This window comes from Ruegeria sp. BB5, from assembly GCF_056539405.1.
In genome coordinates this window covers 68,004-91,384 of the sequence record NZ_JBQFUX010000012.1, presented here as the reverse complement: position 1 = coordinate 91,384, position 23,381 = coordinate 68,004, and the positions used below count along the sequence as shown (strand labels likewise).

Below are 23,381 nucleotides of genomic sequence, written 5' to 3'. Positions count from 1 at the left end.
TATTCACCCGTTATACTTTGACAGAACCATGGACCCGTTGGTGCCACCAAAGCCGAAGCTGTTGGTCATCACGCTGTCCAAGCCTGCGTTTTCAACTACTTGAGTTGCAATTTCACCGGGCAGGATGCCTTCGGCAAGTGTGTCGACATTGATCGACGGAGTAATGAAATCATGGTGCAGCATCAGCAGGCAGAACACCGCCTCAAGCGCGCCTGCGGCACCCTGTGCGTGGCCCGTCATCGACTTGGTCGATGAAATCGGGGGCACGTTGCCTTCGCCAAAGATACGGCGCACGGCCTCAACCTCACCCACGTCGCCGACCGGGGTCGAGGTGCCGTGGGCGTTGATGTATCCGACCTTGCGGCCTTCGGGAAGTGTCGACAGGGCTAGACGCATCGCGCGCTCGCCACCCTCACCAGACGGGGCTACCATGTCGTGGCCGTCCGAGGTCGCGGCATAGCCGGTCACTTCGGCATAAATCTTGGCGCCGCGGGCCAGCGCGTGCTCCAGATCCTCAAGCACGACGATGCCGCCGCCGCCCGAAATCACGAACCCGTCGCGATTCTGGTCGAACGCGCGCGAGGCTTTGTCGGGCGAGTCGTTGTATTTCGAGGACATCGCGCCCATCGCGTCGAACAGGCAGGATAGGGTCCAGTCTAGTTCTTCACCGCCGCCGGCGAACATAACGTCCTGTTTGCCCAGCATGATCTGTTCGGCCGCGTTGCCGATGCAATGCAACGAGGTCGAACAGGCCGAGGTGATCGAATAGTTGATGCCCTTGATCTTAAACGCGGTTGCCAAGTTCGCGGAAATCGTCGAACACATGCATTTCGGAACCGCAAAGGGGCCGATGCGCTTGGTTGCGCCGGTTTTCAGCACCGTCTGATGCGCGGTCAGCATGGCGCTGGTCGACGGGCCGCCCGATCCGGCGACAAGCCCGGTGCGTGGGTTTTGAACCTGATCCTCGGTCAGGCCTGAATCTGCAATTGCCTGGGTCATGGCAATATGGGCATAGGCCGCGCCGGGCCCCATGAAGCGCAGGGTGCGCTTGTCTACATGCTCGGATACATCAATATCCAGCGATCCGGCGATTTGGCTGCGAAAGCCATGTTCGACCATCTGCTCATTGGCCACTATGCCGGATTTACCGGCCTTGAGTGAGGCCAGAACCTCTTCGGCATTGTTCCCGATGGAAGAGACAACCCCCAGACCGGTGACAACTACTCGACGCATGTGCGTGCTCCTTATTTCAAGCCAGTCCGGCTTAGGCTTCGGACAGAACGACTTTCATATCTTTGACGTCGTAAATCATTTCGCCGTCCGCTTCGACGATACCATCTGCCACGCCCATCGTCAGACGGCGAGTCTGGATCGCTTTCTTGAAATCAATCTTGTAGGTCAGCATTTTCCGGTCCGGGCGCACCATGCCGGTCAGTTTGACCTCGCCCACGCCCACGGCCATGCCGCGCCCCTTCCAGCCACGCCAGCCCAGGTTGAAGCCGGTAAGCTGCCACAGACCGTCCAGCCCAAGACATCCAGGCATGATTGGGTTGCCGGGGAAGTGGCAGTCAAAGAACCACAGGTCCGGGGTAATATCGAATTCGGCCAGCACATGGCCTTTTCCGTGCGCACCGCCATCTTCCGAAATGTCGGTGATGCGGTCCATCATCAGCATCGGCGGAGCAGGTAGCTGCGCGTTACCGGGGCCGAATAACTCGCCACGGGCGCATTTCAGCAGATCGTCTTTGTCAAAGCTGCTCGGGAATTGGGCCATTCTGCCGCCTCTCCTGCCAGGGGTCCGTTTATCTAATCTGGCCTCACCTAGCACCCGTATGCAAGGTCCTGCAAGAGCGGTCGCCCACATCATGTTGTGTTCAGGGCATTCTTTGCGAATGAATTTCATTTGAAATTGCCTGGCCGGAACACTTATATATAGTTCAGAAAAGAACAGGTATCGGATTCATGACACCTCAGAGCCAAAACATAGCGACTTCCTGGTTGGTTGACGCAGGATTACGCCCGACGCGTCAGCGCGTTGCCTTGGCCGAATTGCTGGTGGGCGACGGTAAACATCGTCATGTCACAGCCGAAAGCCTGTTTGATGCGGCCAAGAAGAACGGCGATGCTGTTTCGCTTGCGACCGTTTACAACACCCTGCGCGCGTTTTGCGACGCCGGGGTGCTGCAGGAAATCACGGTGGATGGGTCTAAAAGCTATTTCGACACCAACACCCATGATCACCCCCACTTTTTCTGGGAGGATGAAAGCCGCCTAAGCGATGCGCCCTCGGATCAATTGGTGATTCAGCGCTTACCCGAGGCACCCGAAGGGGTTGAAATCGCATCGGTCGACGTCGTGATCCGCCTGCGAAAAAAATAATCTTACGGTTTTAGATCAGATAGGGCCTGCTCGGCGGTCGCAATCTGCGTGTCCGAGGGGCCAGTGCCATGTCGTGCCAGCACCACGGGTTCTGCCGTAAATGGGTCCGAAACGGGCAGGCTTAGCAAGGGCATCCCATCATAACTGGTATGGGCGGGGGGATTGGCATAGCTGATCGCAACCCCTTCGCCATGTGCCGCAAGGCTGCGCTGAATTTCCAACGAGGCCGCGCGATGTGCGACCGTTGGGTTTTCCCCGATCTGGCGAAACAGCCCCAATACATGCTGTGCCGACAACCCTTCCTCTGACAGGATCAGCGGGTAGGCCGCCAGGTCCTGAAGGGAAACGTCGCTGTGTGCGGCCAAGGGATGATCCGGCGCCAGCAGAGCATGCGGCGTGCTTGTGAACAGCGTCTGCTGGGTAAAACCTGCATCCATGCTGAGCCCATAGGTCAGGGCAAGGTCAATCCGCCCGTCAATCAGGCCCGAGATCAGCCCTTCGAAACTGTCCACCCTGTAGGTGATTGCAACGTCCGGCATCTGCACACGCAACTGGCGCAAGGCGCGTGAAAGCAGGAAGGGCGCCAGATCAACAAAACACCCCAGCCGCAACCGCGTCTTACCCACATCTCTATCAGTGGCATTTTCCAACCGGGCGGCACTGGCCAGCAGCGCCTCGGCCTCATCGATGAAACTGCGGCCCTGTGGTGTCAGCGCCATGGCTGCTCCGCGCCTGCGGGCGAAAAGGGGATAACCCAGCTGTTCCTCGACCCGCGTCAACGCGTTGGACAGCGCAGGTTGCGAGACATTCAGGTGCAGTGCGGCGGCGGACAGGCTGCCATGCCGCCCGATGGCGCAGACATATTCATATTGGCGCAGGGAAATATATAACATGAAGTTAAGTCTACCTTTGAAAGATATTACTTGAACAGAGGACTTTGTCATGTGCAGATCACACAACCCTACGGCACGGAGACTGACATGACGCACCCTCTGGTCACGCAAGAGATGATCGACACTTTCCAGCAGGACGGCGTGGTCCTGATCAGGGGGCTTTATACCGGGCACGTCGAAACGCTGCGCGAAGGCGTTGCCGCGAATATGGCCGAACCCGGCCCGTACGCGTCAGAAAACAAGAAACAGGGCGAGACCGGTCTGTTCTTTGACGATTACTGCAACTGGTCGCGGATTGATCAGTTCCGGGATGTAATCGAAAACTCTCCGGTGGCCGAGGTTGCAGCGGATCTGATGCAGTCCCAAACCGTGCAGATGTTTCACGATCACGTTCTGGTCAAAGAGCCCGGTACCTCAATGGCGACACCGTGGCATCAGGATGGTCCATATTACTTTGTCGAGGGGCAGCAGACCATCAGCTTCTGGTCGCCGCTCGACCCGGTTAAAAAAGCGACGCTGCGCTGCGTGGCGGGGTCACACCGTTGGGAGAAAGAGGTGTTGCCGACCCGCTGGGTATCGGAAGAAGGGTTCTTCCCCGACGAAGGCCAGTACATTCCCGTTCCGGACCCGGATGCCGAGGGCATGAAGGTTGTGGAATTCGAAATGGAGCCGGGTGATGCAGTGGCGTTCAATTATCGCACGCTGCACGGCGCGCGCGGTAACCAATCAGACAGCCGCCGTCGGGCGTTTTCGCTGCGTTTGGTCGGGGATGATGCACGGTATGTGGAGCGTCCAGGCCGGACTTCACCGCCGTACCCTGGCCATGACATGACGCCCGGTCAACGCCTGCGCGAGGACTGGTTCCCGGTGCTGCTACGACGCTAGAGCGAGCTCAAAACCACTGGCCCGATTCGATCAGTCCGAGTTCGAGCAATTGGCCGGATTTCCACTGAAATGGCACCGAGTTGTGCCAACAGAAACTTGGAATGTCGAAGGTGGACCCGGCGTTGGTCTTCAACGCTTTGGCGGCGCGGAACGAACACACGGCTGCCGTCATATTGTGATGCCAAGGGCAGGAATAGGTGTTGTATTCCGGCTCGTTAAAGGTGTGGTCGGGCCGCAATTCCAGCCCCTTGCGCGATTTGAACAGAGCAATCCGGTCGATGCGGCGGCGCTCATAGGGGATGTGATCTTCGAACCGCCAGCGCAGGCCGCCGGACATGTCGAGCTGCCTCTCGATCGGGTGGCCTTCGGCGTCATGGCGGGTGTGGGCGTAATACCCTGTGCTGTCCAGCATGGCGTGATCCGGGGCGACGCCGTTTGGAAACGTGTTCAGGTCATCAGCATAAAGGTCGACGACATGGCTGAGCATCGCGTCGCGGCGTTCCTCGGCGTGGAAGGCCAGCAATTCGCCCACCGTGCGGGTCTCGCAAAACGGAAAGAACAGGTACTCGGCGTTATAGCAGTAATACATCCAGATACCCGGCGCGGCCTGAAGGATCCTGTTGATTGTGTCGAATGCAACTGTGCTGGGTACGCAGGTCAGGGTGACCCTGTGGATGCGGTCAGACAATTCAGAACCCAGTGCGAAATCCTGCGGCATGAAGGCAATCACGGACTTAAAGCCCAGATGCAGATGGTGCCGGAGCGTGCTGTCGACCTCGACATTGTCTTCAACAAAGATCAGCGCGACAGGGCCCTTGGCCAGGGCGGATTTGCCTGAGGTGAGGAAATCGTCGAGAGAGTCGTATTGCATTGCCTGTCCGGTTCCACTTTGCTGGAATCTGCTGTCAAAATCGGGTATCCGCCCCGGCATTGCAAGCGGCGTTCGTAGGGTATAGATGACGCCGATCCCGTCAGCGCAAAGGCCATACCCATGTCGGAACCCAAAAAGCTGTATATCAAAACCTACGGTTGCCAGATGAACGTCTACGACAGCGAACGCATGTCCGAGACGCTGGGTGGGCAGGGCTATGTGGAAACGCAAAGCCCCGATGATGCCGACATGATCTTGCTGAACACCTGCCATATCAGGGAAAAGGCAGCCGAAAAGGTCTATTCCGAACTTGGCAGGTTTAAGGGCCTAAAAGCGGAAAAGCCTGACCTCAAGATCGGTGTGGCGGGGTGTGTGGCACAGGCCGAGGGCGATGAGATTATGCGCCGTCAGCCTCTGGTCGATCTGGTTGTGGGGCCGCAAAGCTATCACCGCCTGCCCGAGATGGAGGCGAAGACGCGCACCGGTGCCAAGGCGCTGGACACGGACTTCCCCGAAGAGGACAAGTTCGAAAAGCTCAAAAACCGTCCCAAGGCCAAGCGTGGCCCGACGGCGTTTCTGACCGTGCAGGAAGGCTGTGACAAGTTCTGTGCCTTTTGCGTGGTGCCATATACCCGCGGTGCCGAAGTCAGCCGACCCGCAGATCGTATTATCCGCGAGGCGCAAGATCTGGTTGAACGCGGTGTGCGTGAGATCACTCTGTTAGGTCAGAACGTCAACGCCTATCACGGGGCTGGTGCAAACGGAGACATGACACTGGCCGGGCTGATTTGGGAGTTGAACAAGGTTGATGGGTTGGAGCGCATCCGCTTTACCACCTCGCACCCCAATGACATGGCCGACGACCTGATCGAGGCGCACGGAACCTGCGAGAAGCTTATGCCGTATCTGCATCTGCCGGTACAGTCAGGCTCGGACCGAATCCTCAAACGCATGAACCGCAGCCACACCGCCGAAAGCTATCTGCGCCTGATCGAACGTATCCGCGCTGCGCGGCCCGATATCGTGATGTCTGGGGACTTCATCGTTGGCTTCCCTGAAGAGACCGAAGAGGATTTCCAGGCCACCATGGATTTGGTGGAAGAGGTCAAATACGGCTATGCCTATTCCTTCAAATACTCGACACGTCCGGGAACGCCTGCAGCCGAGCGGCCTCAGGTTGATCCTCATGCGGCGGATGACCGTCTTCAGCGTCTGCAGGCCCTGATCACGCGGCATCAGCGGGAAATTCAGGACGCAATGGTAGGGCGCAAGGTTAAGGTTCTGTTTGAAAAATCTGGACGGCTGCCAGGCCAGATGGTCGGGAAATCCGAGTATTTACATTCGGTTCACGTGTCTGACGCCGATGTCGCGGTCGGAGAATTGCGAGGTGTTGAAATCACCGCCTCAGGGGCAAATTCGCTGGCCGGTGAGCTGATCTGATGCCCCCCCAAAGTGCTGTTTGAAAGCCATAGTGGGTAATTGTTCCAAAAATTAACCCTTGATTTATCGCCGGTAACTATGTTCGGACAAAAGCCGGACGTATTTGGGGAAAAGGGTTTCTGTTTCCTAAAATTCAGGTCGGTGCTGACCCTGTTTTCGGGCCAGGACGATGGAGGGTACGAGTGAAATTCCTAACACGTTTCTTTGGGCCAAACGGCCGGTTTGTTTTTCCGGCGGTGCTGGTGCTTTCACTTTTTTCCAGCGCAACGGTGGCGGGTAACCTTGAACAGGGGGTGACGGATCCCCCGGTTGTCAGTCCCAAGCGTTTGGGCAGCGACGTTAGCGCGTTCTATCTGGGCCTGAGCGGGGCCTATGCATCGGGTGGCACGGACCGATTCGGACTGCGTACCCAGACGGATCTTTTCGAAATCGGAGAGCTGGACCTGAGTGGCGGCTACGGTGGTATCCGTGGCGGTTGGCGTGGTGTTCTGCCGGCAATCGGCGGCCGGGATTATGTTTATGGGTTCGAACTCGGCTATGACTTCGGAAAGATCGACGATGAGGTGTCGATGGATATTGGCACTGTAGCTGTTACTGGCGGATCTGAGGTTTCGGACATTATTTCCCTACGTTTTCGCAATGGTTTGACCAACAAGAGCGGCACCGTTCTGTATTTTGTCTCGGTCGGGTACGTGCAGGGTGACATCACAACGTCAAGCAGCCTGTCCACGGGCGGCACGGTTCAATCCTTTGAAGACAGTGACTCTCGAAATGGGTTTTCAGCCAGTATCGGTGCAGAACACAGTCTGAACGACAACTGGTCGATCACGGGTGAGTTTGAATACGTGCAATTCGACTCGCGCGAGGTTGAATTCGACAACGGGTTCTCAACAAAATCCACCCCTCGCTACCGTGGTTTGCGTTTTGGATTGAATTACACCTTCTGAAGCTGTCCGCGATTGGGGTGGTGCTCGGCTGCGTCTGATTTCGGCGGTTTTACCATCTGTTTGGGAAAAATTGAAACTGTGGCTTGCGCCCACCGAGAAATGTTGTCTACGCTCAGGGTATAAACGCCAAGACAGGAGAACGGATTGGCCATCGGTGCCCTTACCCCACCGCAAGATGACATGCCCCAAAGTGAGGCGTTTGTTGAATTCCCTGACAATCGGTTGTTGATTGATTTGTGCGGCGAGTATGACCGCAACCTGACCGAAATCGAAACGAAGCTGTCTGTCCAGATCGTGCGCCGTGGCAATCAGTTGGTTGTCATGGGTGACGAAGACGCTCAGAAGCAGGCGATAGAGGTGCTGCAGGCCCTTTACACCCGTCTGGAAGGTGGGCGCGACGTCGAGGCCGCCGATGTGGATCGCGAATTGCGGATGGGCGGATCGGAACAAGAAACCGGCAGCCGCGACGGTGATCAGCTTGAGATGTTCAAGGGCGGCACGGTTGAGATCAAGACCCGCAAAAAGCTGGTCGAGCCGCGCACAGACGCGCAAAAGGCCTATGTTCAGTCGCTGTTCCAAAATGAACTTGCGTTTGGGATCGGTCCCGCAGGCACGGGTAAGACCTACCTGGCTGTTGCCGCTGGCGTGTCGATGTTTATCGGTGGGCATGTGGATCGAATTATCCTCAGCCGCCCCGCGGTCGAGGCCGGTGAAAAGTTGGGCTATCTGCCCGGTGACATGAAAGACAAGGTCGATCCGTACATGCAGCCGTTGTATGACGCGCTGAATGACTTTTTGCCCGGCAAACAACTGGCCAAGCTGATCGAGGAAAAACGAATCGAAATTGCTCCTCTGGCCTTCATGCGCGGGCGAACCCTGGCCAATGCGTTTGTGGTGTTGGATGAAGCGCAGAATGCTACGACCATGCAGATGAAAATGTTCCTGACCCGTCTGGGTGAGGGCAGTCGCATGGTGATCACAGGTGACCGCTCGCAAGTCGACCTGCCGCGCGGGGTTCAGTCGGGGCTGCAAGACGCGGAGCGATTGCTGAAAACGATCCCAAATATCAGCTTTAACTATTTCACCTCGAAGGATGTGGTCCGCCACCCGCTTGTCGCCGCCATTATCGAAGCGTATGAGGCCGACTCGGGCCGTGAGACGGGGTAGTCGTCCAAGGCCGTAGGCTTTGGGCGTGGTGATATGAACCTTGAACTGACAATTGAAGACGCACGTTGGCAGGGGCTGGAGCCCTTGGCCATGCGCGCTATTCAGGCGGTGTTGGACTATTGCGGTTTGGACGCTGACCTGTGTGAAGTCAGCCTTTTGGCCTGTGATGATGCGCACATCGCCGAACTGAATGCGGAGTTTCGGGAAAAGCCCACACCGACCAATGTGCTCAGCTGGCCCGCCGAGGATTTGGCAGCCGAGGAACCCGGGCAGAGCCCGACGCCGCCTGAGCCGGATTTCACCGGTGAAATCCCGTTGGGGGACATTGCGATTGCCTACGACACCTGCGCGCGCGAGGCGGATGAGGCAGGGAAATCAATGAATGATCACGTCATGCACCTGATCATTCACGGGACCTTGCATCTGCTGGGCTATGATCACATTCGTGACACCGACGCCACTTTGATGGAAACGGTTGAGGTCGCTATACTTGGCAAAATGGGTATCGATGACCCATATAATATGTAGACGGGCCATCAAGGCCGATTATTTGGAATAGGATTATGGGCGAGACAGACGGCAGTTCTATGGCGGCGCAGGGCGCGCAAACCAGGAACAGCGGTGAAGATAGTAAAGAGAAAGCCGGTTTCTTTTCTCGAATAGTGGATGCGTTTTCGCCGCAGGGCGAGGATGAGAAAAGCCAGGTGACCAACGGTCATGAGGTCGACAAGGCACAGCCGCGCGGCATGATCAACCTGCGGCGGATGCGGGTTGAGGACGTGGCCATCCCAACGGCCGAGATCATCTCGGTTCCTTCAACAATTACCAAGGATGAGCTGGCGAAGGTGTTCCGCGAAAGCGGTCTGTCGCGGATTCCGGTGTATGAGGGCACGCTGGACACGCCTTTGGGGTTCGTCCACCTAAAGGACTTTGCCCTAACCCACGGATTCAACGGTGGGTCCAGTGAATTCGATCTGGTCAAGATGCTGCGGACGTTGCTGTTCGTTCCGCCTTCGATGCCGATTGGGGTTCTGCTGACCAAGATGCAGACGGAACGTCGCCATATGGCGTTGGTGATCGACGAATATGGTGGTGTCGACGGGCTGCTGACGATTGAGGATCTGATCGAACAGGTCGTGGGTGAAATCGCGGATGAACATGACGCGGATGAAGATCAGCTTTGGGTTCAGGACAAGCCGGGTTGTTACATCGTTCAGGCCCGCGTCCCGTTGGAAGAGTTCGAGGCTGAAATCGGGCGCTCGCTGACCAGTCACGAGGACGTGGATGAGGAAGAGATCGACACTCTGGGCGGTCTGGTCTTTATGCTATCAGGCCGGGTGCCCGCACGGGGTGAGGTTGTCTTGCATCCCGAAGGCCCTGAATTCGAGGTGATCGACGCCGATCCACGCCGGATCAAGCGTCTGCGCGTTATGTTGCCGGATCTCGTTGTATGAACCCTGCACAGGGTTGGTCCATTTGGCTGAAATGTGCATTGGCGGCGCTGCTGGGTGCGCTGGCGGCGTTTGGCCTTGCCCCGTTTGGTGTGTGGGCGGCAACGCTGGTTGCTCTGGTGCTGCTGGCGCCGTTGTTTCTGTCAACCGAGACTAGGGGCAGGGCCGCCTGGCTGGGCTGGGCTTTTGCCACCGGGTATTTCGCACATGGTCTCAGCTGGATTGTCGAGCCGTTCTTGGTGGACGCGGAACGTCACGCCTGGATGGCACCCTTTGCCCTGATCTTCATGGCCGGAGGGTTGGCATTGTTCTGGGCGCTGGCCTTCCGGGTCGCGCGGCGGCCTGCGGGTGGCGCAATCACACAAGCTGTTTTTCTGGTTGTGACCGTGTCGCTGGCGGAAATGGCCCGCGGCTATGTGCTGACAGGATTTCCATGGGCGGGGCTGGCGCAGGTTTGGGTCGGCTCTCCGGTGGCCCAGCTGTTGTCATTGGTCGGACCCTATGGTTTGGGCGCATTGACCCTGTTGGCGACGTTGCCCTTGGGGGCGGCACTGGCGCAACGCGGTGGATTTGCATTACCGCTTGGACTGACAGTAGGCGCGGCCTGTTTGGCGCTGGGCTATGCCTCCGCGCGCCCGGCGGTTACGGAAACCAATCATGTCGTGCGCCTGATCCAACCGAACGCGCCGCAACATCAAAAATGGGACCCCGAATACGCGCCTTTGTTCTTTGCACGCCAGATAGAGTTTACTGCGGCGCAGCCTCGGCCCGATCTGATTGTCTGGCCCGAAACCTCGGTACCTGCCTGGCTGAGCAGCGCGCAGCCCTATCTGGATGCCATTGCCGATGCGGCGCAGGGCACGCCGGTTTTTCTGGGCATTCAGCGTGGTGACGGACCGCGTATCTATAACTCGATGATCTATCTGGATGAGAAGGGCCAGCAGCAGGGTCTGTACGACAAGCATCACTTGGCCCCGTTTGGGGAATATGTACCGTTCGGCGAGGTGATGGCAAAATTTGGTATCTATGGCATGGCGGCGACCAACGGCAATGGGTTCAGCGCTGGGCCCGGGGCAGCTTTGATGGATGCGGGCAAGCTGGGTAAGGCGCTGCCGTTGATCTGTTATGAGGCCGTGTTCACGCAGGATGTTTTGTCCGCGCCGGGGCGCGCGGATTTTCTGTTGCAGATCACCAACGATGCGTGGTTCGGCACACGGTCTGGACCCTATCAGCATCTGGCCCAGGCTCAGATGCGCGCGATTGAGCAAGGCCTGCCGATGATGCGGTCAGCCAATACCGGCGTGTCGGCGATGATTGACCCTTTGGGGCGCATCACGCAGGCGCTTCCATTGGGTCAGGCTGGATTTTTCGATGCAAATCTGCCTGCTCCGTTTGTCTCAACGGTGTACTCCAGGAATGGGGATGTTCCGGTCTTTGTCCTACTGGCGGCTCTCTTCGCGCTGTTTTGGCGCAACGCCCGGCGGGCGCATGTATAATTACCGATTGACCCTGTGTTTGTGTGGGCGTATCCCCTCGCATGCTCGTCACAACGGCTTCCTGGCGTGATGGGGAAATCTTAATGGAGCACTTTCATGTCCCGACAGAACTACACTTTTACTTCGGAATCCGTATCCGAAGGGCATCCGGATAAGGTTTGTGACCGAATCTCGGATGCTGTACTTGACGCATTTCTGAACGAAGAACCCGAAGCCCGCGTGGCGTGCGAAACCTTTGCGACCACCGACCGTGTCGTCATTGGCGGCGAAGTAGGTCTGTCTGATCAGGAAAAACTGCACGACTATATGGGCCGCATCGACGAGATCGCACGCGCCTGTATCAAGGATATCGGTTACGAGCAGGACAAATTTCACCATGAAACCGTCGAGGTGACGAACCTGCTGCATGAACAATCCGCCCATATCGCACAGGGTGTGGATGCCTCGGACAACAAGGACGAGGGCGCCGGTGACCAAGGCATCATGTTCGGCTATGCCACCACCGAGACCCCCGCGCTGATGCCCGCGCCGATCCAGTATTCCCATGCGATCCTGCGGCGCTTGGCGGAGGTGCGCAAGAACGGGTCTGAGCCCGCGCTGGGCCCGGATGCAAAATCGCAGCTGTCCGTGATCTATCGGGATGGCAAGCCGGTCGGCGTCAGCTCGATCGTGCTGTCGACCCAGCACTTGGATGAGTTGCTGAGCTCGGACGACATCCGCGCCATTGTCGAACCTTATATCACTGAAACCCTGCCCGACGGCTGGCTGAACGCTGATACCGAATGGCACGTGAATCCCACCGGCAAGTTCGTGATTGGCGGTCCTGATGGAGACGCCGGTCTGACCGGGCGTAAGATCATCGTGGACACTTATGGTGGTGCCGCACCGCATGGCGGCGGCGCGTTTTCGGGCAAAGACCCGACCAAGGTGGATCGTTCGGCTGCTTATGCCGCGCGCTATCTGGCCAAGAACGTGGTTGCTGCGGGCATGGCAGAGCGCTGCACCATTCAGCTGAGCTATGCGATTGGTGTGTCCAAGCCGCTGTCGATCTACGCGGATACGCATGGAACGGGTCAGGTGGAGAATGCGGATATCGAGAAAGCCGTTGATAAGGTGATGGATCTGACACCGCGCGGTATTCGTGAGCATCTGCAACTGAACAAGCCGATCTACCAGCGTACGGCGGCCTATGGCCACTTTGGTCGTCAGCCTGATGCGGATGGCGGTTTCAGCTGGGAGCGTACGGATCTGACCGACGCTCTGAAGTCGGCAGTCTGACCGTTCCACAATGAAACGGTGCGCCCTTGGGGGCGCGCTCTATTGTAGGAAATGCAATTTGGGGCGGCGTGTCGGCAGAACTGACGCGACCGCCCCTTGCTTTGACCCCGCCTGCGCAGTATGGGCACCGCCATGAGCACTCAGACACCCCAACGCCCCCGCAGAAACTTCTATGGCCGCTTTAAGGGCAAGGCCCTGAAGCAGAGTCAAAAGACGTATCTGAACGAAGACCTCGATGCTTTGTCGCCTGGTGCAGTGGACTGGGACGCGAATCCTGAACGTCATCCGCTGGACCTAAAGGCACTGTTCGGCGGTAAAGATGTCTGGCTTGAGGTCGGCTTTGGCGGTGGTGAGCACCTAGTCCATCAGGCCGCCAGCAACCCCGATATCGGTATCATTGGGGCCGAGCCGTATATCAACGGCGTCGCCATGTTGCTGGGCAAGATCCGCAAGGCCGGGGTCGAAAACCTGGCCGTTCATCCCGGCGATGCGCGGGATTTGTTCGATGTGCTGCCCGAGGCCAGCATTTCACGGGCGTTTCTTTTGTATCCTGACCCATGGCCCAAGACGCGTCATCACCGTCGGCGTTTTGTGACGCAGGAACATCTGGAGCCACTTGCCCGCACGCTAAAGCCCGGTTCGATTTTTCGCGTTGCCACCGACATTCCCGACTACGTCCGCCAGACGTTGGAGGAGGTTCCACGTGCCGGGTTTGAATGGCTGGCCGAACGCCCCGCTGATTGGCGCGAACCGTGGGATGACTGGATTTCCACCCGCTATGAACAAAAGGCTTTGCGTGAAGGCCGGACGCCACATTACCTGACCTTCCGGCGCAAAGACTGATTGCCGCTGGACCAACCGGCTCCAATTCGCTAATCCGCCTTGAACTGATAGCGAAAACAGGAGCCCCTATGTCCGGACACGGCACGCCCATCCCGATGACCTCGCATCCCTGCGGCCCGCTGACCGGCACGGCAGAAGTGCCCGGTGACAAGTCGATCTCGCACCGGTCGCTGATCCTGGGCGCAATGGCGGTAGGTGAGACCAGAATCTCGGGCCTGCTGGAAGGTGAGGATGTTCTGGACACCGCCAAGGCCATGCGTGCCTTCGGGGCTGAGGTCACGGATCACGGCGACGGTGAATGGAGTGTGCATGGCGTGGGCGTTGGTGGATTTGCCGAGCCCGATCAGGTGATTGACTGCGGCAACTCGGGTACCGGTGTGCGGCTGATCATGGGCGCGATGGCGACCTGCCCGATTTCCGCGACCTTCACGGGTGATGCAAGCCTGAACAAGCGACCGATGGCCCGCGTCACCGATCCACTGGCACTGTTCGGAACGCAATCGGTTGGGCGCTCGGGCGGGCGGCTGCCGATGACCATCGTGGGTGCGGCAGAGCCTGTACCGGTGCGGTATGAGGTGCCGGTGCCGTCGGCGCAGGTGAAATCCGCGGTGCTGCTGGCCGGTCTGAACGCGCCGGGCAAGACCGTTGTGATTGAGAAAGAGGCCACCCGTGACCACTCGGAACGGATGCTGGCCGGTTTCGGGGCCGAAATCAACGTCGAGGATACGGATGAAGGCCGGGTGATCACGCTGACCGGCCGCCCTGAGTTGAAACCGCAGGTCATCGCTGTGCCGCGCGACCCGTCCAGCGCGGCCTTTCCGGTATGTGCGGCATTGATCACGCCGGGCTCTGACGTGTTGGTGCCGGGCATCGGCCTGAACCCGACCCGCGCGGGGCTGTTCACCACATTGCGCGAAATGGGCGCGGATCTGACGTACGAAAATGAGCGGGAAGAGGGCGGCGAACCCGTCGCTGATCTGCGCGCGAAATACTCTCCGAATATGAAGGGGATCAATGTGCCGCCCGAACGCGCGGCCTCGATGATCGACGAATATCCTGTGTTGTCTGTGGTTGCGGCCAATGCCAACGGCACCACGATGATGGGCGGCGTGAAAGAGCTGCGCGTCAAGGAAAGCGACCGGATTGACGCCATGGCGCGCGGGTTGCGGGCCAATGGTGTGACCGTGGACGAGGGCGAAGAATGGTGGTCGGTCGAAGGGTTGGGCATCGGTAACGTCCCCGGTGGCGGCACCTGCGAAAGCTATCTTGATCACCGCATTGCCATGTCGTTCATGGTCATGGGGATGGGTGCGAAGTCTCCGGTTTCCGTGGATGACGGTGGGCCAATCGCGACCTCGTTCCCGATTTTCGAGCCGCTGATGGCCGCCCTGGGTGCCAAGGTCGAACGCACATGAGTTTCACCGTCGCCATCGACGGCCCTGCGGCGGCGGGCAAGGGGACGATCTCGAAAGGGGTGGCGGCGCTGTTCGGTTTTGCGCATCTGGATACGGGGCTGCTGTATCGCGCGGTCGGGCGCCGAACGCTGGACGGGACTGACCCCATCGAGGCGGCGCAGGCATTGACTGCGGAAGAACTGAAACAAGGCGATTTGCGTACGGCCGAGATTGCGCAGGCGGCCTCGAAAGCGGCAGTGATCCCTGAGGTGCGCGCGGCGTTGGTGGATTTCCAGCGCGCCTTTGCCCGTCGGGCAGGGGGGGCTGTGCTGGATGGGCGCGATATCGGAACGGTGATTTGCCCCGAGGCCGAAGTGAAACTGTTTGTTACCGCCAGTGCCGAAGTGCGGGCAGAGCGCCGCTTTTTGGAACTGCGCGCAAAGGGCGCTGATGTGACCCGAGAGTTTGTGCTTGCAGATGTGCGCGAACGCGACGTGCGGGATGCCGAACGCAGTGCTGCGCCGATGAAGCCTGCTGCAGATGCTGTGCTGTTGGATACGTCTGATCTGAGTATCGAAGCTGCTTTGGCCCAGGCCGTAGCTCTTGTCGAAAGCAAACGCCCCGCAACGTCCTAACGCCGCGGGGAGAGGTAATTACAGCTCGCCTACGGCGACGGATTTGATCTGCGCCCACTGATCATCAGCGGTTTTTGCTGTGGCTGGCACGTCTTTCAGAAACGCAGCCCGAGTTTCAGCGTTCAGGAACAGATACAGCTTGCCGTCTGTGACCAGATACTGGTCCGGGTCGCCATCAAATTTCTTGCCGACAGACACGCCGAAGGAACAGAACCCGCCGTGCTGTGGCAGATAGGCGGTGGGGTTGGCCTCGAACGCCTCGAGATTGGCGGCGCTGGTGAAGTAGTACGATGCCCCGTCGTAGGTCGAGGAATGGGTGGCAAACCCTTCGACCGGGTTACCTTCGTTGACCAGGGCCACCAGATCGACGCCATGTGCTGCCAAGGGCGCGCCCGCGGCCGAGATGCCGTTCGAGACATTGATCTCATCCGCTGCAAAGGCCGGCGCGGCGATCAGGGGCAAGGTGGCGATCAGGGTTGTTAGAACCAGAGATTTCATTGTGTTTTCCTTTCCTGTTCAGGTTCGGGTCGGCGGGGGAGCCAACCGCTGAAACAAAGCTAGGGGCAGTGTTTTGAACGGGCTATCGCAGTAAGATCGGCAAACCTTGCAGATCGTTCAAACTTGTGGCGGCGCACGACATACTCTTCACTAAGCTTTGTTTGGTCAGGGTCCAGGCAGGTACCTATTGTAAGGGAGTAGCCTGCAGGAGAGATGCCATGATCCGACTAGCCCTAGTGTTGATTTTTCTGGCCGGAGGTCTGGCGGCCCAAGATGCGCCTGAGACCGAGCCACCGATGGACTATGAACGTCTGGGCAAGATCCTCTTTGCGCTTGATCCCGAGGCACAGCCGCAGGGGCCGGGCTTTGCTTTGACGCTGTCGGATGTGCCTGTTCTGGTCGTCACGGATATCAGCACTGATCGCATGCGTGCGATGGTGGCGGTTCGTAGTGCTGATGAACTGTCAAAAGAGGAATTGCACAGAATGATGCAGGCCAATTTCGACACCGCTTTGGATGCGCGCTATGCGATTGCCAACGGAATCGTTTGGGCAACATTCATTCATCCGCTTTCGTCTTTGAAGAAGGACCAACTGATCTCTGGCTTGGCGCAGACAGTGAATATCGCTGCAACTTACGGCACGTCCTACACCGGAGGGGCGATTCAATTTGGTGGCGGTGACAGCAACGAATTGCAGCGACAATTGATCGAAGATCTTCTGAAGAAAGGTGAGGAGATTTGACGAGCGTTCAGGATTCGAGCCTGTGCTGATACCTGCCCACTCCACAGATCTCAATCCTGTACGATAGGCCTGAAATTCCCAGTGCTATAGGCCCTAGCTGGACGCAATAAAGCTGTTATAGTCTTCGATACGCCATAAGGGAAAGCTGCGATCTAAGTCCAAAACACAAAAAATGGGCACGTAGCTATAATATCCCTTGAGCCAACAGGGACAAAAAAACATGAATAATCGTTTGCGCAAGATCACCATCGTCGGTGGCGGCACAGCAGGGTGGATGACCGCGCTGATACTGGAAATGGTGCTTTCACGCACGTCAGCGGAAAAGGATCGCCCTCGCATATGCCTGATCGAGAGCCCCAATATCGCGACAGTGGGTGTGGGCGAGGCGACAGTGCCGCGCATGCCGGTCACGCTCCGTCAGGCGGGTATTTCCGAGCGGGACTTTTTTCGCGAAACCAACGCGTCGTTCAAGCTGGGTGTGAAGTTTTGCAACTGGAACAAGGACCGCAAAGGCAATCGCATCGATTATGTGAACCCCTTTGCGCATGGCCAATTGTTGGAAGGGTTGGAAACAGCCGAGTATTTCTTGCGCTTTGGCAATGGGGATCGGGATTTTACGCGGTCCATCTCACCACATGATGATCTGGCCCGTCTGTGCAAAGGCGCACGGCAGTTGGGGCAGCCTGAATACGAACAGCGGTTTGGCTATGCGTATCATCTGGATGCTGTGAAATTTGCCGGCATGCTCACCAAAGTCTGCACCAAGCGCGGTGTAGAGCATATTCAAGATGAGGTGAAATCGGTCGAACTGGATGAACAGGGCAATGTCAGCCATCTGATGTTGGAACGCCAGGGCCGCCATGACATCGAGATGGTCATAGACTGTACAGGGTTCCGCGGCTTGATCATCAACCAAGCGCTTGGCGAACCGTTTATGGATTACTCGGACTATTTGCCAAATGATCGTGCCATGGCGTTGCAGATCGAGCATCCCAACCCAAAGAAGATTGAAAGCGTCACGCGCTCGACCGCTCTCGGCGCAGGTTGGACCTGGCGGGTGCCTCTCTATAACCGTGTGGGAACGGGCTATGTGTTCTCATCCGCGCATCGCACGGATGATCAGGCGGCGGATGAATACCTCAAATGGCTGGGTGACAGCGGCAAGGGCGCGACGCCGCGCGTGATCCCCATGCGCATCGGGCGTGTGCGCAATGCCTGGGTTAAGAACTGTTTGGCGATCGGCCTGTCCGGCGGGTTTATTGAACCGCTAGAGAGTACGGCGATACATATGGTCGATCATGCGGTGCGGTGGTTTGCGGAACACTTGCCCACGCGAGACATCGAGCCATCCTTGCGGACGCGGTATAACCGGCAGATGAACAAGCTTTATGATGAGGTTCTGGAGTTCATCTGTCTTCACTATCGATTGGGTAACCGCACTGACGATCAGTATTGGATCGATGCGCGGACAGAGATGAAGATACCGGATCGGTTGGCGGAAAACCTGGAGCTATGGCAGCATCGTCTGCCAATGGAACATGACATCGAATTTGCGACGTTGTTCAACTTTCGCGTTTACCAAACGGTTCTATTGGGCAAACAGGTTTATGATACCGGTTACGGGACCGGCATCCGTGATCGTCTGCGGCCACTAAAGCGACAGATTTGGTTCCAGGGTATGAAGACTGCGAAAGCACATCTTGCGCAGATCCTCACAAAAATGCCGGATCACAAAATGCTGTTGCATGATATCCGAGGGGAGTTGCAGCGACCAGCATTCGGCAAGACAATGGCGACGAAGCCGACAGTTACGATGCCGGGCGCGGCGCCATCATCCGTACCGATCCAAAACATGCCGAACTTTGCCGAAATCCAAAGCGGCGCGAAGGATTTGCAACTGTTCTAGACCTTCTTTGCGTTCGCTACCGAGGGCGCTTGAGGTAAAACAGAGGGTGGAGTGTTATATTCTCTACCCTCAGAATGGCTCTTTGACGCTCTGGGCGCGCGATTGCGGCGGCGCGCATCAGTTCGGGCGCGGTGACCTTCAATGTGAGCTGATACGAACTTCTCAAAAAAAGGCGAGGAATTCTGAACTAGAGCGCGGATCCTTCGCGCTGTTTTTCTTGCTCGGACGGGGTTGGAGTGTGGTTGAAGACGAAGGCCGTTCGACAGGCTTCTTCTCCGCCCAGCTCGACAATCTTCTTACGCTGATCCTCAAAGGCACGCGCGTTGACCTCTTCGGGGTCACATATTTCGCGCAGACGGCGTTCGCCTTCGACCAACGCCGCTTGAACTTCGGGGTCGTTAACTCTGTCCGTGGCGCGATTGGTCTGTTCATTCGGGTCCGATGCAAGATCAAATAGTTGGGGGTCATGCCCAACGTAATAGACGTATTTCCACTTGTCCCAGCGCACCATAAAGCTGCCGGTTTTTGACCCCCCGTCATGATATTCACTGAACCCGGTTCGGTTGGGATCATCCGGTGCCGTGGCCAGATCGATAAGCGAAACGCCCGGTTGATCGGCATTGCCTGCATCATCAGGAACACCGCAGACGTCCCGCGCGGTTGCTGAAATGTCTGTCAGGTTTGTACAGGTTGAGACTTGCTTGCCGTTGGGAATACCGGGCCCGGCGAGGATCATCGGAACCCCGGCGCTGGCCTCATACATCACCTGTTTGGTCCAGAACCCCTGATCGCCCATCATGTCGCCATGGTCTGAAACATAGACGATGACCGTATTTTCGGCCTGACCACTTTGGGTCAGAGCTGTCAGGATGCGCCCCACGCAATCGTCCATGAAAGATGTTAGCCCGTAGTATGCGGCCTTGGCTTCGCGCATCTTTTGTTCATCAAAATAGTCATCGTAGTTGAAGAACGACGCAATGTTTTGCAGCTCTGCGTGATCAGGGAGGCCGTGGCCATAGCCCACCGGCAGGTCCATATCCGCGGGATCATAATGGTCGTACCATTCCTCGGGGCAAGTCAGCGGATAATGCGGGCTGACCAGGGACACAAAGGCGGCCCATGGTGCATCGTGACGTTTCGGATCGGTCAGCCATACCTCAGATGCGGCGGTAATATCCAGATCATAGTCGGTATAGGTGCTGGACCCGGTGCCGACATCACCCGCCAGTTCGGCGGCTGAATCATACGCGGGCGGGTTCTCGCGCAGCAGGCCGACGGCCCAACCAATTCCTCCGACGACATGCATGGGGAGTATTTCCTGCGAGAAACCGTTGTCATCCTCGGCTGAGCGAAAATGCAACTTGCCGATCGACACGACCTCGCGCCCCGTGTCTCGCAGTTGACGCATCCAACTGCGCGGGTGCCCGGCATAGGGTGTCGCGCTGTCCCAGTGACCAGTGGTATGCACCCACTCTCCGGTAGCCAACGCGGCGCGGGTGGGAACGCACATTGGCGACGGTGTATAAGCCGAGGTGAACATCGTACCCCGCGCTGCCAAGGCGTCCAGATTGGGGGTTTTGACGATCGGGTGGCCAGCGCATCCCATCGCGTCCTTACGGTGTTCGTCGGAAATAATGACCAGAAAATTCAAATCGTCTGCTCCTTGATCGCTGGATTGAGCCTAGCATCGTTTCGCCGACGGAGGACTTCAACTTGCGACAACTGGGTCGCTTTCCGGCTTTGACTTGCAGTGCTTCAGCAGACTCGCTATAGAGCACGCGTCTGAACAAGGGCGGTCAACGTCCGGATGACGTATCTGAGCAGGGCCGGGTTACCTCGGCCCTTTGTGTTTGTTAGCTCGGGCGCGTTCTGGATCACGCATTCAGGCACCATGAAACAAGACCGGCGGAGACAACCGCTCGGCCAGCAAAAACGTATGTAAAGGAAAATGACGCCACATGGCTAACGCATCCATGGAGGAATTCGAAGCCCTCCTGAATGAAAGCTTCGAAATGGACACACCCGAAGAGGGTTCTGTTGTCAAAGGCAAGGTTCTGGCGATCGAAGCCGGCCAAGCCATCATCGACGTAGGCTACAAAATGGAAGGCCGCGTTGATCTGAAAGAATTCGCAAATCCCGGCGAAGCCCCTGAAATCGCTGTAGGCGACGAGGTCGAAGTTTACCTGCGCGCCGCAGAAAACGCCCGTGGCGAAGCTGTTATCTCGCGCGAGATGGCCCGCCGTGAAGAGGCATGGGACCGTCTGGAAAAAGCATATGCCGACGACCAGCGCGTCGAAGGTGCAATCTTTGGTCGCGTCAAAGGTGGCTTCACCGTCGATCTGGGTGGCGCAGTTGCGTTCCTGCCCGGCTCGCAGGTTGACGTTCGCCCCGTGCGCGACGCTGGCCCGCTGATGGGTCTGAAACAGCCGTTCCAGATTCTGAAAATGGACCGCCGCCGTGGCAACATCGTTGTTTCGCGCCGCGCAATCCTGGAAGAATCGCGTGCCGAGCAGCGTGCCGAAGTCATCGGCAACCTGTCCGAAGGTCAGACCGTCGAGGGTGTCGTCAAGAACATCACCGAATACGGTGCATTTGTTGACCTGGGCGGCGTTGACGGCCTGCTGCACGTCACCGACATGGCATGGCGCCGTGTGAACCACCCGTCCGAGATCCTGACGATCGGCGAAACCATCAAGGTTCAGGTCATCAAGATCAACAAAGAGACCCACCGCATCAGCCTGGGTATGAAGCAGCTGCAGGAAGATCCGTGGGATCTGGTTGCCGCCAAGTACCCGCTGGGCTCGGTCCATCAGGGTCGCGTCACCAACATCACCGACTACGGCGCGTTCGTCGAGCTGGAAGCCGGTGTCGAAGGTCTGGTGCACGTGTCCGAAATGTCCTGGACCAAGAAAAACGTTCACCCCGGCAAGATCGTTTCGACCAGCCAGGAAGTCGACGTCATGGTTCTGGAAATCGACGGCGCCAAGCGTCGCGTGTCTCTGGGCCTGAAACAGACTCAGCGCAACCCATGGGAAGTGTTTGCAGAAACACACCCCGAGGGCACCGAGGTCGAAGGCGAAGTCAAGAACATCACCGAATTCGGTCTGTTCATTGGCCTCGAAGGCGACATCGACGGCATGGTTCACCTGTCGGACCTGTCCTGGGACGAGCGTGGCGAGGATGCGATCCAGAACTACCGCAAAGGCGACATGGTTTCAGCCGTTGTCTCGGAAGTTGACGTGGAAAAAGAGCGTATCTCGCTGTCGATCAAAGCCCTGGGCGGCGACAAGTTCGCCGAAGCCGTGGGCGGCGTGAAGCGTGGCTCGATCGTGACCGTCGAAGTGACCGCAATCGAAGATGGCGGCATCGAGGTGGAATACGAAGGCATGAAGTCCTTCATCCGCCGTTCGGACCTGAGCCGTGACCGTGCCGAACAGCGCCCCGAGCGTTTCTCGGTTGGTGACAAGGTCGACGTCCGCGTCACCAACGTCGACAGCAAGACCCGCCGTCTGGGCCTGTCGATCAAAGCACGCGAGATCGCCGAAGAGAAAGAGGCCGTGGAACAGTATGGTTCCTCCGACTCGGGCGCATCGCTGGGCGATATCCTGGGTGCAGCGCTGAAATCGGGCGACTAAGCCCGGGCCTCAGCCTTAGCCGAATTTACGGCCCCGCGTATCCGCGCGGGGCCGTTTTTGTTGCGAATCAATATGTTCCAAAATTTGGGCTTATTCCGGCTGTCGTTCACGCTTTTGCGGTGAATTTCACGCTCGCAAGCAAAAAAACGCGTGACTTGGCGCGAAAATGAAGACTTTGCACACAGAGTTTACGTTCCCCCGATCACGGTTTTTTCCTATACTGTCCAAATAAATAGAGATGGCTAACCGGTCGCCTGGGAGGGTAACGCTTATGATCCGTTCAGAACTGATTCAGAAAATCGCCGACGAAAACCCGCATCTGTATCAACGCGACGTCGAGCGGATCGTGAATACCGTGTTCGAGGAAGTGACGGATGCCATGGCACGCGGTGACCGCGTAGAGCTGCGTGGCTTTGGTGCCTTTTCGGTAAAACAGCGCGACGCGCGCGTTGGCCGCAATCCGCGCACCGGGGAAACTGTTCAGGTCGAAGAAAAATGTGTTCCATTTTTCAAAACTGGCAAGTTGCTTAGGGACCGATTGAACGGTAAAGCCTAGGGCATGATACGCTACCTTCGATATGCTTTTCTGGCGATCCTCGGGATCGTTCTCATCTCCGTCTCGCTGGCCAATCGCGAAACGGTTGAACTGACCCTGATGCCCGAAGCTTTTGCCGAGCTTTTGGGCTTTAACCTCAGCACGTCGCTGCCGCTGTTTGTCGTGGTGCTGGGCGGTGTGGTTGCGGGCCTGATCATCGGTTTCCTGTGGGAATGGCTGCGCGAGCATAAGCATCGCCGCGATGCGTCCACAAAGAAAAGCGAAGTGCGCAAGCTTGAGCGTGAAGTCAAGAAGCTCAAGAAAAAGCAGAACGAAGGGCAAGACGAAGTTCTGGCGCTTTTGGACGAGGCCAGCTGAGGCCCTT

23 protein-coding genes and 1 riboswitch are annotated in these 23,381 nt (G+C 57.8%); of the genes, 17 read left to right on the top strand and 6 right to left on the bottom strand.

What is annotated here, in order from left to right; translation table 11 throughout:
• Positions 1–3: 3 nt before the first annotated feature.
• Together fabB and fabA are read right to left on the bottom strand one after the other, a co-directional pair.
• The gene (gene fabB / locus ACR0DL_RS20160; RefSeq protein WP_170351778.1) at positions 4–1,233 is read right to left on the bottom strand and encodes a beta-ketoacyl-ACP synthase I; all 1,230 of its coding nucleotides are present in this window, start codon (positions 1,231–1,233) and stop codon (positions 4–6) included.
• 31 nt (positions 1,234–1,264) lie between these two features.
• The gene (gene fabA, locus ACR0DL_RS20155) at positions 1,265–1,774 is read right to left on the bottom strand and encodes a bifunctional 3-hydroxydecanoyl-ACP dehydratase/trans-2-decenoyl-ACP isomerase (protein WP_480690949.1); all 510 of its coding nucleotides are present in this window, start codon (positions 1,772–1,774) and stop codon (positions 1,265–1,267) included.
• 188 nt (positions 1,775–1,962) lie between these two features.
• Here fabA and irrA point away from each other — a divergent pair, with 188 nt between their 5' ends.
• Positions 1,963–2,379, top strand: a complete 417-nt coding sequence (gene irrA / locus ACR0DL_RS20150; protein ID WP_170351777.1) for an iron response transcriptional regulator IrrA — start codon at positions 1,963–1,965, stop codon at positions 2,377–2,379.
• Between the two features lie 2 nt (positions 2,380–2,381).
• Here the strand turns inward: irrA and ACR0DL_RS20145 are convergent, their stop codons facing one another.
• Positions 2,382–3,272: a LysR family transcriptional regulator gene (locus tag ACR0DL_RS20145; protein WP_170351776.1), complete on the bottom strand. Its 891-nt coding sequence runs from the start codon at positions 3,270–3,272 to the stop codon at positions 2,382–2,384.
• A gap of 87 nt (positions 3,273–3,359) precedes the next feature.
• Here ACR0DL_RS20145 and ACR0DL_RS20140 point away from each other — a divergent pair, with 87 nt between their 5' ends.
• Positions 3,360–4,157 (top strand): phytanoyl-CoA dioxygenase family protein, encoded by a 798-nt coding sequence (locus ACR0DL_RS20140; protein WP_170517688.1) that lies wholly within the window; start codon positions 3,360–3,362, stop codon positions 4,155–4,157.
• Positions 4,158–4,164: 7 nt separating this feature from the next.
• Here the strand turns inward: ACR0DL_RS20140 and ACR0DL_RS20135 are convergent, their stop codons facing one another.
• On the bottom strand, positions 4,165–5,028 hold the full coding sequence (locus tag ACR0DL_RS20135) for a hypothetical protein (RefSeq protein ID WP_480690947.1): 864 nt from the start codon (positions 5,026–5,028) through the stop codon (positions 4,165–4,167).
• A gap of 120 nt (positions 5,029–5,148) precedes the next feature.
• Here ACR0DL_RS20135 and miaB point away from each other — a divergent pair, with 120 nt between their 5' ends.
• The 10 genes from miaB (at position 5,149) to ACR0DL_RS20085 (ending at position 15,679) form a co-directional block, all read left to right on the top strand.
• On the top strand, positions 5,149–6,468 hold the full coding sequence (miaB, locus tag ACR0DL_RS20130) for a tRNA (N6-isopentenyl adenosine(37)-C2)-methylthiotransferase MiaB (protein ID WP_480690945.1): 1,320 nt from the start codon (positions 5,149–5,151) through the stop codon (positions 6,466–6,468).
• 182 nt (positions 6,469–6,650) lie between these two features.
• A complete protein-coding gene (locus ACR0DL_RS20125) occupies positions 6,651–7,415 on the top strand; it encodes an outer membrane protein (RefSeq protein WP_170351772.1) in 765 nt (254 codons plus the stop codon).
• 144 nt (positions 7,416–7,559) lie between these two features.
• Positions 7,560–8,582, top strand: coding sequence for a PhoH family protein (locus ACR0DL_RS20120; protein ID WP_170362451.1), 1,023 nt, complete (start codon positions 7,560–7,562; stop codon positions 8,580–8,582).
• Positions 8,583–8,615: 33 nt separating this feature from the next.
• Positions 8,616–9,110 (top strand): rRNA maturation RNase YbeY, encoded by a 495-nt coding sequence (ybeY, locus tag ACR0DL_RS20115; RefSeq protein WP_480690943.1) that lies wholly within the window; start codon positions 8,616–8,618, stop codon positions 9,108–9,110.
• Positions 9,111–9,145: 35 nt separating this feature from the next.
• Complete coding sequence (locus ACR0DL_RS20110) at positions 9,146–10,036, top strand: hemolysin family protein (RefSeq protein ID WP_480690941.1); 891 nt, start codon at positions 9,146–9,148, stop codon at positions 10,034–10,036.
• Positions 10,033–11,529, top strand: coding sequence for an apolipoprotein N-acyltransferase (lnt, locus tag ACR0DL_RS20105; RefSeq protein ID WP_480690939.1), 1,497 nt, complete (start codon positions 10,033–10,035; stop codon positions 11,527–11,529). Before ACR0DL_RS20110 ends, lnt begins: the two co-directional genes overlap by 4 nt.
• A 42-nt stretch (positions 11,530–11,571) precedes the next feature.
• A riboswitch (SAM-SAH riboswitch) is annotated at positions 11,572–11,620 on the top strand.
• Positions 11,621–11,625: 5 nt separating this feature from the next.
• Entirely contained in the window at positions 11,626–12,807 is a 1,182-nt protein-coding gene (gene metK / locus ACR0DL_RS20100) for a methionine adenosyltransferase (protein WP_480690937.1), read from the top strand.
• A gap of 132 nt (positions 12,808–12,939) precedes the next feature.
• A complete protein-coding gene (trmB, locus tag ACR0DL_RS20095) occupies positions 12,940–13,650 on the top strand; it encodes a tRNA (guanine(46)-N(7))-methyltransferase TrmB (protein ID WP_170378967.1) in 711 nt (236 codons plus the stop codon).
• A gap of 68 nt (positions 13,651–13,718) precedes the next feature.
• Positions 13,719–15,065 carry a 3-phosphoshikimate 1-carboxyvinyltransferase gene (gene aroA / locus ACR0DL_RS20090; protein ID WP_226688942.1) on the top strand — a complete coding sequence of 449 codons (1,347 nt, stop codon included), beginning with the start codon at positions 13,719–13,721 and terminating at the stop codon, positions 15,063–15,065.
• On the top strand, positions 15,062–15,679 hold the full coding sequence (locus ACR0DL_RS20085; RefSeq protein ID WP_170351764.1) for a (d)CMP kinase: 618 nt from the start codon (positions 15,062–15,064) through the stop codon (positions 15,677–15,679). The genes aroA and ACR0DL_RS20085 overlap by 4 nt, the downstream gene beginning before the upstream one ends.
• An 18-nt stretch (positions 15,680–15,697) precedes the next feature.
• On the opposite strand, the gene ACR0DL_RS20080 is transcribed toward ACR0DL_RS20085, so the two are convergent.
• Positions 15,698–16,177, bottom strand: a complete 480-nt coding sequence (locus ACR0DL_RS20080; RefSeq protein ID WP_170351763.1) for a YHS domain-containing (seleno)protein — start codon at positions 16,175–16,177, stop codon at positions 15,698–15,700.
• 218 nt (positions 16,178–16,395) lie between these two features.
• Here ACR0DL_RS20080 and ACR0DL_RS20075 point away from each other — a divergent pair, with 218 nt between their 5' ends.
• Positions 16,396–16,920, top strand: coding sequence for a hypothetical protein (locus tag ACR0DL_RS20075; protein ID WP_170378974.1), 525 nt, complete (start codon positions 16,396–16,398; stop codon positions 16,918–16,920).
• A gap of 220 nt (positions 16,921–17,140) precedes the next feature.
• A complete protein-coding gene (locus tag ACR0DL_RS20070) occupies positions 17,141–18,826 on the top strand; it encodes a tryptophan halogenase family protein (protein ID WP_170351761.1) in 1,686 nt (561 codons plus the stop codon).
• A 187-nt stretch (positions 18,827–19,013) separates the two neighbouring features.
• On the opposite strand, the gene ACR0DL_RS20065 is transcribed toward ACR0DL_RS20070, so the two are convergent.
• A complete protein-coding gene (locus ACR0DL_RS20065) occupies positions 19,014–20,477 on the bottom strand; it encodes a sulfatase family protein (RefSeq protein WP_480690934.1) in 1,464 nt (487 codons plus the stop codon).
• Positions 20,478–20,784: 307 nt separating this feature from the next.
• On the opposite strand from ACR0DL_RS20065, the gene rpsA reads away from it, so the two are divergent.
• The 3 genes from rpsA to ACR0DL_RS20050 all read left to right on the top strand — a co-directional run bounded on the left by rpsA (position 20,785) and on the right by ACR0DL_RS20050 (position 23,374).
• Entirely contained in the window at positions 20,785–22,461 is a 1,677-nt protein-coding gene (gene rpsA, locus ACR0DL_RS20060) for a 30S ribosomal protein S1 (RefSeq protein WP_010438032.1), read from the top strand.
• Between the two features lie 271 nt (positions 22,462–22,732).
• The gene (gene ihfB / locus ACR0DL_RS20055; protein WP_037310872.1) at positions 22,733–23,017 is read left to right on the top strand and encodes an integration host factor subunit beta; all 285 of its coding nucleotides are present in this window, start codon (positions 22,733–22,735) and stop codon (positions 23,015–23,017) included.
• Between the two features lie 3 nt (positions 23,018–23,020).
• The gene (locus ACR0DL_RS20050) at positions 23,021–23,374 is read left to right on the top strand and encodes a lipopolysaccharide assembly protein LapA domain-containing protein (protein WP_170362442.1); all 354 of its coding nucleotides are present in this window, start codon (positions 23,021–23,023) and stop codon (positions 23,372–23,374) included.
• Positions 23,375–23,381: the final 7 nt, after the last annotated feature.

Excerpts from the sequence above, each read along its gene's own strand:
- fabB (WP_170351778.1), bottom strand. The coding sequence starts at position 1,233 with ATGCGTCGAGTAGTTGTCACCGGTCTGGGGGTTGTCTCTTCCATCGGG.
- fabA (WP_480690949.1), bottom strand. The coding sequence starts at position 1,774 with ATGGCCCAATTCCCGAGCAGCTTTGACAAAGACGATCTGCTGAAATGC.
- irrA (WP_170351777.1), top strand. The coding sequence starts at position 1,963 with ATGACACCTCAGAGCCAAAACATAGCGACTTCCTGGTTGGTTGACGCA.
- ACR0DL_RS20145 (WP_170351776.1), bottom strand. The coding sequence starts at position 3,272 with ATGTTATATATTTCCCTGCGCCAATATGAATATGTCTGCGCCATCGGG.
- ACR0DL_RS20140 (WP_170517688.1), top strand. The coding sequence starts at position 3,360 with ATGACGCACCCTCTGGTCACGCAAGAGATGATCGACACTTTCCAGCAG.
- ACR0DL_RS20135 (WP_480690947.1), bottom strand. The coding sequence starts at position 5,028 with ATGCAATACGACTCTCTCGACGATTTCCTCACCTCAGGCAAATCCGCC.
- miaB (WP_480690945.1), top strand. The coding sequence starts at position 5,149 with ATGTCGGAACCCAAAAAGCTGTATATCAAAACCTACGGTTGCCAGATG.
- ybeY (WP_480690943.1), top strand. The coding sequence starts at position 8,616 with ATGAACCTTGAACTGACAATTGAAGACGCACGTTGGCAGGGGCTGGAG.
- ACR0DL_RS20110 (WP_480690941.1), top strand. The coding sequence starts at position 9,146 with ATGGGCGAGACAGACGGCAGTTCTATGGCGGCGCAGGGCGCGCAAACC.
- lnt (WP_480690939.1), top strand. The coding sequence starts at position 10,033 with ATGAACCCTGCACAGGGTTGGTCCATTTGGCTGAAATGTGCATTGGCG.
- metK (WP_480690937.1), top strand. The coding sequence starts at position 11,626 with ATGTCCCGACAGAACTACACTTTTACTTCGGAATCCGTATCCGAAGGG.
- trmB (WP_170378967.1), top strand. The coding sequence starts at position 12,940 with ATGAGCACTCAGACACCCCAACGCCCCCGCAGAAACTTCTATGGCCGC.
- aroA (WP_226688942.1), top strand. The coding sequence starts at position 13,719 with ATGTCCGGACACGGCACGCCCATCCCGATGACCTCGCATCCCTGCGGC.
- ACR0DL_RS20085 (WP_170351764.1), top strand. The coding sequence starts at position 15,062 with ATGAGTTTCACCGTCGCCATCGACGGCCCTGCGGCGGCGGGCAAGGGG.
- ACR0DL_RS20080 (WP_170351763.1), bottom strand. The coding sequence starts at position 16,177 with ATGAAATCTCTGGTTCTAACAACCCTGATCGCCACCTTGCCCCTGATC.
- ACR0DL_RS20075 (WP_170378974.1), top strand. The coding sequence starts at position 16,396 with ATGATCCGACTAGCCCTAGTGTTGATTTTTCTGGCCGGAGGTCTGGCG.
- ACR0DL_RS20070 (WP_170351761.1), top strand. The coding sequence starts at position 17,141 with ATGAATAATCGTTTGCGCAAGATCACCATCGTCGGTGGCGGCACAGCA.
- rpsA (WP_010438032.1), top strand. The coding sequence starts at position 20,785 with ATGGCTAACGCATCCATGGAGGAATTCGAAGCCCTCCTGAATGAAAGC.
- ihfB (WP_037310872.1), top strand. The coding sequence starts at position 22,733 with ATGATCCGTTCAGAACTGATTCAGAAAATCGCCGACGAAAACCCGCAT.
- ACR0DL_RS20050 (WP_170362442.1), top strand. The coding sequence starts at position 23,021 with ATGATACGCTACCTTCGATATGCTTTTCTGGCGATCCTCGGGATCGTT.